The organism is Microbispora sp. CA-135349 (assembly GCF_050947365.1).
Classification (GTDB): Bacteria; Actinomycetota; Actinomycetes; order Streptosporangiales; family Streptosporangiaceae; genus Microbispora.
Map to the genome: position 1 here is coordinate 7,835,591 of NZ_CP192001.1, position 9,232 is coordinate 7,844,822.

Consider the following 9,232-nt stretch of genomic DNA (forward strand, 5'->3'; position numbering starts at 1 on the left):
GGCTCGCCGCGGCAGAGCACCGTCCGTGGACATCGGCGTCCCGAAACGTCGGCACAACGACACCACGTCGCGCCATCGCCAAATCCTCGAACGGTTTCTTACCAGGGCGTTGTTCGTCGCCCTGGAAACGTCACATCTCGGAGAGTGGAAAATTTCTATGCGACATGTCGACTCTGTGCGCCGGCGGTTGAGGCTGCCGGCCGCCGCGGTCGCCGCGCTGCTGACCGCAGGCACCGCCGTGGCCGGTACGCACGCCGCCTCGGCGGCCACGGCCGGGTGCCAGGTCAGTTATCGCGTCACCAACCAGTGGCAAGGCGGCTTCGGCGCGGACGTCAGCATCCGCAACCTCGGTGACCCGATCAACGGCTGGAAGCTGACCTGGTCGTTCCCCGCCGGGCAGACCATCACCCAGCTGTGGAACGGCACCCACACCCAGTCCGGCTCCCAGGTCACGGTGACCGACGCCTCCTACAACGCCGGCATCCCCAGCGGCGGCAGCACGAGCTTCGGGTTCAACGGCAGCTGGAACGGCTCCAACCCGGTGCCGTCCAGTTTCGCCCTGAACGGCGTGACCTGCACCGGCGGCGTGACCTCCGCGTCCCCCAGCCCGGCTTCCTCCCCTTCGCCATCGCCGAGCCCCAGCACCACCCCGAGCACCGGCACCCCGGTCGAACGGCACGGTCAGCTGCACGTCTGCGGCACCACGATGTGCGACAAGAACAACGCGAAGGTCCAGTTGCGCGGCGTGAGCAGCATGTGGCTCAACTGGGAGACCGCGCCGTACGCCGAGAACCTGTCCGCGCTGAAGTGGATGCGGGACAACTGGAACCTGCAGGTGATCCGGGCCGCGATGGGCGTGGAACCGGCCGGCGCCTATCTGAGCGACCCGAACAAGGCGCGCTCACAGGTGGAAACGATCATCAACAACGCCGTCGCCGCCGGGGTGTATGTGATCGTCGACTTCCACGCGCATGAGGCCTACAAGGAGCAGTCGCAGGCGGTGGCGTTCTTCTCCGACCTGGCCAAGCGCTACGGTCACCTGCCCAACGTCATCTGGGAGGACTGGAACGAGCCGCTGCAGCTCAGCTGGACCGGCGTGCTGAAGCCGTACCACCAGGCCGTCGTGTCCGCGATCCGCGCCAACGACCCGGACAACATCATCGTGCTGGGCACCCCGACCTGGTCGCAGGACGTGGACTCCGCCGCGTCCAGCCCCGTCTCCGGCACAAACCTGATGTACACGCTGCACTTCTACTCGTGCACGCACGGCGCCTCCCTGCGCGCCAAGGGCGACGCCGCGATCAGGGCCGGGCTGCCGCTGTTCGTCACCGAGTGGGGCGCGAGCAACGCCGACGGCGGCCTCGACGGCAGGGTATGCCTCGACGAGGCTCAGACCTGGATCAACTGGATGAAGGCGAACGGCATCTCCTGGGCCGCCTGGAAGCTCGACGTAGGCACCGACTCCACCAACATCCTCTCCCCCGGCGCGCCGGTCACCGGCGGTTGGAACAACTACCTGCACGGCCACGCACCGTTCGTCGTCGCCAACATGAAGTAAGGCGCCGACGTGAAGTAAGGCGCCGACCAGCTCGTCGCCGCCATCAGATCTGAGCTGACAACCGCGATCACCGTGTGCGGGCGGTACCTGCCGGGCATGCCCGGCAGGTACCGCCCATCGTCATGACCGGCAGCATGGCCCGGACGGCACCGGCAGGATCTGCGACCGGATGCCTGATCGCGAATCCTGCCCCGCAGCCCGGCACGGCGACGACCGTGCACACGGATGGGACCCGGCGCACTCACGTCCAGAGGATCACCCGTCGAGAGATCGGCGACCGAGTGGGCGGGACCATGCGGACGCGGTGTCTGTCCCCTGGCCGTACGGCACCCCGGTCGCCGACGGCACACGAGTCGGGCCGCGGTTGTTAACGCTCACAAGTGCACTGCCGATCACTATCGCCTCTCCATCGCCAGGTGGAGGTGGTGGTGGGCGGAGCAAACACGAGGCCGGGACACGCTGTCAATGGCCGCGTTGCCCGCCGGGCCGGCCCACGTGAGGCGAAGCGCGCCATCTGGGCCGTTCAGGCCGGCGCACCTCGACACCCGGCACATTGCGTGAAATTTTCATCATCTGCCGCCTCATTCGGCGTCGCCACAACCCTCGTCACGCTATCGCCCAACGTCATCACCGCAATGTTTCGAGCTACGACACCATGCGTGAGACGAGCTCGGGACCCAGGGAAGCCGAAACTTTTCAAAACACTCTTGACACATTTCGGCGTGGTTCCCACACTGAGTCCCCAAGGCGGTCCCCTGCCCGGTGGTGGTGCACTTGCAGGGGCCGCCGTTTACGACGCCTTCGTGGTGTGCGTTCCCAACATGGGGCGCGGCGTCGGTTCCACGGGATTTCCCCGTGTCTTCCCCCCTTTCCGTACGTTCCTTTATGGAGGCTCAGGCATGGGCGCAAACGCCTTACCCCCGTCCGGAACCCGGCTGCGCCGGGCCCTGGTCGCCGGCGCCCTCGGCGTACTCGGCGCGGCCTCGGCGCTGGTGGCGGTGTCGATCCCCGCCGACGCCGCGGGCAGCACCTTGGCCGCCGCGGCCCAGCAGAGCGGCCGCTACTTCGGCACCGCCATCGCGAGCGGCAAGCTTGGTGACGGGACCTACACCGGCATCGCGAACCGTGAGTTCGACATGATCACGGCCGAGAACGAAATGAAGATCGACGCCACCGAGCCGAACCAGAACCAGTTCAACTTCAGCTCCGGTGACCGCATCTACAACTGGGCGACGCAGAACGGCAAGAGGATGCGCGGCCACACCCTGGCCTGGCACAACCAGCAGCCCAACTGGATGCGGAACCTGTCCGGCAGCGCGCTGCGCCAGGCGATGATCAACCACATCAACGGCGTTCTGTCCCACTACAAGGGCAAGATCCCCTACTGGGACGTGGTCAACGAGGCCTACGACGACAACAACGGCGGACGCCGCCAGTCCAACCTCCAGGCCACCGGCAACGACTGGATCGAGGTCGCCTTCCGCACCGCGCGCGCGGCCGACCCGTCCGCCAAGCTGTGCTACAACGACTACAACATCGACAACTGGACCTGGGCCAAGACGCAGGGCGTCTACAACATGGTCAAGGACTTCAAGGCCCGTGGCGTGCCGATCGACTGCGTCGGCCTGCAGTCGCACTTCAACAGCCAGAGCGCGTACAACAGCAACTACCGCACCACCATCTCCCAGTTCGCCGCCCTCGGCGTGGACGTCGCCATCACCGAGCTGGACATCCAGGGCGGCTCGGCCCAGACCTACGCCAACGTGGTCAACGACTGCCTGGCCGTCCCCCGCTGCATCGGCATCACCGTGTGGGGCGTGCGCGACAGCGACTCCTGGCTCGGTGCGAACACCACCCCGCTGCTGTTCGACAGCAACGGCAACAAGAAGGCCGCTTACAACTCGGTGCTGAACGCCCTCAACTCCGCCACGCCGAACACCTCGCCCAGCCCCGGCACCTCGCCCAGCCCCGGCACCTCGCCCAGCCCGGGCACCTCCCCCTCCCCCGGTGGTGGGAACGGTAGCGGGCCCATCAAGGGTGTCGGCTCCGGGCGGTGCCTGGACGTGCCCAACGCGAGCACCGCGGACGGCACCGCGATCCAGCTCTATGACTGCAACGGCCAGAGCAACCAGACCTGGAGCTCCACCTCTGCCGGCGAGATCCGCGTGTACGGCAACAAGTGCCTCGACGCGGCCGGCACCGGCAACGGCGCCAAGATCCAGATCTACTCCTGCTGGGGCGGCGACAACCAGAAGTGGCGCGTCAACTCCGACGGCAGCATCCAGGGCGTCCAGTCGGGGCTGTGCCTCGACGCCGTCGGACAGGGCACCGGCAACGGCACCCAGCTCCAGCTCTACTCCTGCCACGGCGGCAACAACCAGAAGTGGACCTGGTCGAGGTAACCCGGTCCCGGCCGGCGCCCCTCACCCGGCGCCGGTCCCGCCGGAGCGGCGGATGACCCCACCGCTCCGGATCAACCTCACGCTCTGATTCTCACCGGCCTCCGGTGTGGCGCGATCCGCCACACCGGAGGCCGTCGCCGTCTGCGCGTCCCGCCGTCCGACTCCCTCAGCGCCACCGCCTGCCGAGACTCCGCGTCGATCCTGGTGTCCGGCCCGCGTCGGCCGTCAGGGGCCCCACGGCGCCCACCGGGCCGACGCCTCAGATGGTCACCGAATCTGAAATCAGTTCATCCCTTGCGACCTGCCGAAAGGCGGCCGGATCGGACGCGGCGGCAGATTCGCTACGCATGGACTCGGCCTATATGGGGAAGGTCTCCACAATCCCTCGGAAGTGACACGGTTTGGCAACAAATTGGCCAGTCGCTTCAGCCGGGCACCGGGGCAGACCGCTCCGGTACGACCGCCGCCGTGTTCGGCGGAGACCATAGGACCGAACGATACGGAGGAACGGTGATGCCGACCAACCCCCACCGCCCGCGGAAAGGACTGTCGTCCGGAGCGGGTGGGCCACGCCGGCGCATCTCCCATCCCATGATCCTCGCGACCGCGTTCGTGCTCACCGGCGGTGCCGGAGCGACGGCGGCCTCCGCCGCCACCCCCGTCACCCCGCCGGCCGAGACTTCGGACCCTGTCGTGACGGCCACGGTGACGATCACGCCGACGGCCGGCCCGGCGGAGACCGCCACCGGCTTCCCCACGCCGACGCCCACCTCCGCTCCCGCCGCCGAGGAGGTGCCCCTGGTGGGTCCGTTCCTCGGCGCGCTGCACGGCGAAGTGGTCGTGCCGGCCAAGGACGGGTGCGGCACCGTCACGGTGTTCACCCAGACCGGGCAGGCCGTCGCCGTGGCGGAGGGCTCGATCACCGTCCGCAGCCAGGACGGCTTCGAGCGGTCGTACGCGATCGGCGACTCCAAGGTGTTCACCGCCCGTCGCGGTGGCGAGGTCCGGCAGGACGCCTGGGTCTCGGTGATCGCGGCCGCTCAGCCCGGCACGGCGACCCCCACCCCGCAGAGCCCGGAGAGTCCCGTCCCGCAGAGCCCCACGCCGCAGATCCCCGCCCCGCTCCCGACCGGCACGACTCCCGAAACCACGCCGACGCCCACAGGCGTTCCGGCTCCTTCCTCGGGCACACCCGAGGGCACGCCCACCGAAAGCACACCCACGACTCCCGAAGGCACCCCTGTTCCCGGCGAGGCCTCGACGGCCCCCGCGTCGCCGGGCGGAACGAACTCCGGCCTGCCGCAGACCGAGGAGACGACGCCCGCCGCCCCTCAGGGGGAGACGGCGACGGCCGCCTACGTCTTCGACCTCTCGCGGCCGAGCAAGCGGCTGTGGTACTTCGGCAAGAGCGCTCCGCACACCCTGAAGTGGCGCTCGGGCAAGCCCGCCTGGCGCACCCCCGAGCCCTGTCCGACGCCGACGCTCACCCCCACCGAGCCGCCGGCCGAGACATCCGTTCCGACCACGCCCCCCACCGAGACCACGCCCCCGACCGAGACCACGGCTCCCGTTCCCGAGCCGTCGCCGACGCCCACGGACACACCGACCCCGGCTCCCAATTCCTGATCCGCCCCGGCCGGCCCTCACCTCTCGGCGAGGGCCGGCCTGTCGCTGTTCCCGAACGGACGGTCACACGGCCCGCTTCGTCACGTCCGGCGGCGGCGTGCCCGGTGCGGTCCCGGGGCGTCCGCTGATCGGTTCGCCGTCCCGCTGCGGCCGTACGAATCACCCGCGAATCCGTCGAGCCGTCACCGGCGGTCCCTAGCATGGTCAGCGATGCGACGGAAATCTCTGACGGGAGAGGGAAATCAGTAGCGACGGGCTTTTCCAAATCGACGAGAAGAACGGCCTTGTTGCGATGCGCGTAGCGCCGTACGAAGCCGAAGATGTGCTGCAGGAGTTACTCGCCACCCACCCCGACCTGCTCGCCGGTGGGCAGATGACACCCGATGTTCCTCGCCGCTGGCTGCTGGTACGGCGCGAGTTCGGCGTTCCCGACCGCGACGGCGGCGCCGGCCGCTGGAGTGTGGACCATCTTTTCGTCGACCAGGACGGCGTTCCCACTCTGGTCGAGGTGAAGCGGTCGAGCGACACCCGGGTGCGCCGTGAAGTCGTCGGCCAGATGCTCGACTACGCCGCCAACGGAGTGCGGTACTGGCCCTTGCAGGACCTACGCGTGCACTTCGAGCAGACGCAGCGCGACGTCGGCCAGGACCCGCAGGACGCCATCAGCCGGCTCTGCGGCGACGCGATGATCACTGTGGAGGAGTTCTTCACCAAGGTCGCGGAGAATCTGCGCACCGGCCGGATACGCATGGTTTTCGTCGCCGACGTCATCCCCGACGAGCTTCGCCGGATCGTGGAATTCCTCAACGAGCAGATGAATCCCGCGGAGGTACTCGCGGTGGAGGTCAAGCAGTACCTCGCGGAGGGCTACCCGGGAAAGACGCTTGTTCCGGTCGTTTACGGACGCACCGCCGCCGCATCCGTGAAGACCACCCCGCAGCGGCCCAACCTTCAGGAAATGCGGCAGAACGCCGACGACCATGTCCGCGCGCTGTGGGAACGGCTCGAACAGTGGGCGCGGCAGCAGGGACGTACGCTGCAGAACGCACCGAGCGGTGTCCGTGTCCTGAGCCAGAGCGGCCTGCGGATAGTGCAGCTCTACCCGTTGGACGCGGTCCTCTGCTTCAACCTCGACCCCATGCGGCATCGGGGTCACGAGTCGCTGGCCGCGTCCTGCCTCGCGTCCCTGCGGGCCCTCACCCCGAAGACTCTCACCACGGCCTATCCGAGCGTTCCGGCGCGCGATGCCGTCGCCGGCTGGGACCGCGTCGAGGAACTGCTCGATCGGCTCTCGCCTCTGTGACGGCCGCACGGGCACGTGTACGACGTCTCGGCGGCCTTCCCGGACCATACCGGGAAGGCCGCCGCCGCGGGTGTGCGGCCGGTCAGGTGCGGGCGAGGGTGAGGTTTCCCGCGCCGCTCTTCCTGACGACGACGACCGCGTAGACGCCGGAGACCTTCGGGTCCGCGATGGTCACACGTTCCGCCTTGCCCGGCCCTCCGCCGATGGAACGGGCGGCCTTCGCACGCGAAAGGCCCCACGCGCCGGAGTTCGGCGTCAGCACGAACAGGTCGACGTCCTGCCCGTTGCGGGGCGTGACGGTGAACGTCGCGGGCGCGCCCTGCTCGATCCGGGCCGTACGGATCTCGGCCAGCCGGTCGGCGGCCATCGTGATTTCCTGGGGAGTGCCCTTCACGAGGTCGCCGTCGGGCGCCTCGGCCACCTCCAGCGCGTACTCCTGGGAGTCGACGTCCGAGGGGACGCTCGCCACGTAGGCGTCGTCGTACGAGGCGGCCTGCACGACGACGAAGTCCGGGTTCGCCGCGGTCGCGTCCGAACTGGAGACGGCCTGGCCGCCGCCGCCGACGGGATAGACGTCGAGGTCGACGTTCGCGCCGCCCGCGGCGGAGACGGCCGCCACCACGGACCACTTGCCGGTCGTGGCGGGGAAGACCGGCACCAGCGGGACGTTGGCGGGGAAGTGCGCCGTCTTCCGGTCGAAGACGTCCTCGTAGCGCTTGTCGCGGATGGTGTTCTGGAACAGCACGGGCTCCGCGAGAGCCTGGTCCTGGGGGCTCAGCCCCTTCAGGAACTGGTCGATGTCGTCGGCGGGCGCCTTCCTGAAGGCGGCCACGACCCCCGCGGGGCCGATCCCCGCGACGTCCCAGTACTTCTCGTCTCGGGTGCCGGAGTCGGCCAGGTCGAGGAGGGCGCCGGCCACACGTCCCTCGACGTCGGACCCGTTGTCCCAGCCCGCGGTGAACCAGGTCGGGCTCTCGACGTCGACCGGGGTGTCGGTAGGGCCCCACCGGTAGTGCGTGTCGTCGTACGTCTGAACGGCGACCCAGTCGGCCCACCCCTCGGACCAGGCGCAGGCCGGGGTCTCCGAGGTCTTGAGGTAGTGGTCGTTGCAGGAGGAGCCGTAGGGCGGCATGCGGCCGTGGGTGTAGTCCATGATGAAGTGCCCGAGCTCGTGGGCGACCGTCATCTTCTGCAGGTGGGCCGAGGCGCTCAGGTGGATCTGGAAACGGGCGTCGCAATCACCGGTGATGACGGCCGGGCAGTAGTACGAGTGCGCGAGGACCTGGTCGGGGGCCCACTTCACGACCACCTGCCGGCAGGCGGCCTCGCCCGGCTTCCAGCAGTCGTCACCCGGCTGGTTCAGCCATCGGGTGTACGCCTTCCACGTGTCGTAGGCGGCGGTGAGGATCCGTAACGCGCCCTCCATCTCGTCGCCGGGCTTGGCCGCGTAGTCGATGGTCGTGGTGTCGGTGCCCTTGGGCACGTCGTTCACCACGGTGCTGTAGTCGAAGTAGAACAGATCGTCGCCGGCGCCCGGCTCCACCACCTTCCACAGCGGGCTGACGGTGTGCACCTGGAGATAGACGTCCTGCGCGCCGCCGTCTTCGTCGGTCCCGGGGAAGCACACCTTGTAGTCCCCCGCGTCGTCGGTCAGGACCTGCCCGAGCAGGTTGCTCCTTTCGGAGTCCTTGTCCCACGCCTCCACGGTGACTTTGGGCACGCCCCTGACGGCGCCGTCCTCCGCCTTGACGTGCGTGACGCGCCCGTGCACGCAGGTGTCGCCGGCGAGGGCGGTCAGGGGCGCCTGCGGCCGCGGGAGCGGCTGCCGGTCGTCGCGCGTCCGGCCGAACACGGACGACCGCTCCCCGATCGTGAGGTAGGCGAGCCCCTCACTGCCCGGGCCGGGCCGTCCGTCCCGCGCCTGGACGCGGATCGAGGCGGGCCCGGGGGCGACCGCGGTGACCACGCCCTCGTACCGGACCGGCCTGCCGCGCCGGGCACGTTCCGTACGGCTCGCGCGGTCCACGGGACTGCGGCCGATCGCCGCCGCGGCGTGGGAAAGCCCGGCGGGCGGGCGCACCCAGCGCAGCGTCTCCGGCAACTCGATGATCGTCGTGGCGTCCGGCAGGTCCTCCTTCGCGGTGACCTCCACCGTGAGCGTCGCGGTCTGTCCCACGGCCGGGGCGCGGTCGAGCTTCACGTCGACGGTGAAGCAGTACCCCGGATCGCACGAGGGCGGCTTCGCGGGGGCCGCGTGGGCCGGGGCCGCGGCGAGTCCCGCCGCGGCCAGTCCTGCGGCGGCCAGGGCGGCCGCCGCCAGTCGGCGTAACATCCATTTCTCCT

5 protein-coding genes are annotated in these 9,232 nt (G+C 69.4%); 4 read left to right on the top strand and 1 reads right to left on the bottom strand.

Going from position 1 to position 9,232, the window contains the following annotated elements; all coding sequences use genetic code 11:
• Nucleotides 1-157: 157 nt before the first annotated feature.
• The 4 genes from ACQPZZ_RS36070 to ACQPZZ_RS36085 all read left to right on the top strand — a co-directional run bounded on the left by ACQPZZ_RS36070 (nt 158) and on the right by ACQPZZ_RS36085 (nt 6,889).
• The gene (locus ACQPZZ_RS36070; protein WP_432926499.1) at nt 158-1,558 is read left to right on the top strand and encodes a cellulase family glycosylhydrolase; all 1,401 of its coding nucleotides are present in this window, start codon (nt 158-160) and stop codon (nt 1,556-1,558) included.
• 899 nt (nt 1,559-2,457) lie between these two features.
• A complete protein-coding gene (locus tag ACQPZZ_RS36075; protein ID WP_432926501.1) occupies nt 2,458-3,960 on the top strand; it encodes an endo-1,4-beta-xylanase in 1,503 nt (500 codons plus the stop codon).
• Between the two features lie 591 nt (nt 3,961-4,551).
• Nucleotides 4,552-5,586: a hypothetical protein gene (locus tag ACQPZZ_RS36080; protein WP_432926503.1), complete on the top strand. Its 1,035-nt coding sequence runs from the start codon at nt 4,552-4,554 to the stop codon at nt 5,584-5,586.
• Nucleotides 5,587-5,878: 292 nt separating this feature from the next.
• Nucleotides 5,879-6,889, top strand: a complete 1,011-nt coding sequence (locus ACQPZZ_RS36085; protein WP_432926505.1) for a hypothetical protein — start codon at nt 5,879-5,881, stop codon at nt 6,887-6,889.
• Between the two features lie 82 nt (nt 6,890-6,971).
• Here ACQPZZ_RS36085 and ACQPZZ_RS36090 read toward each other — a convergent pair whose 3' ends face one another.
• Nucleotides 6,972-9,221 carry a hypothetical protein gene (locus ACQPZZ_RS36090; protein WP_432926507.1) on the bottom strand — a complete coding sequence of 750 codons (2,250 nt, stop codon included), beginning with the start codon at nt 9,219-9,221 and terminating at the stop codon, nt 6,972-6,974.
• Nucleotides 9,222-9,232 lie beyond the last annotated feature (11 nt).

Coding starts and splice junctions, on each gene's coding strand:
- ACQPZZ_RS36070 (WP_432926499.1), top strand. CDS start 158: ATGCGACATGTCGACTCTGTGCGCCGGCGGTTGAGGCTGCCGGCCGCC.
- ACQPZZ_RS36075 (WP_432926501.1), top strand. CDS start 2,458: ATGGGCGCAAACGCCTTACCCCCGTCCGGAACCCGGCTGCGCCGGGCC.
- ACQPZZ_RS36080 (WP_432926503.1), top strand. CDS start 4,552: ATGATCCTCGCGACCGCGTTCGTGCTCACCGGCGGTGCCGGAGCGACG.
- ACQPZZ_RS36085 (WP_432926505.1), top strand. CDS start 5,879: ATGCGCGTAGCGCCGTACGAAGCCGAAGATGTGCTGCAGGAGTTACTC.
- ACQPZZ_RS36090 (WP_432926507.1), bottom strand. CDS start 9,221: ATGTTACGCCGACTGGCGGCGGCCGCCCTGGCCGCCGCAGGACTGGCC.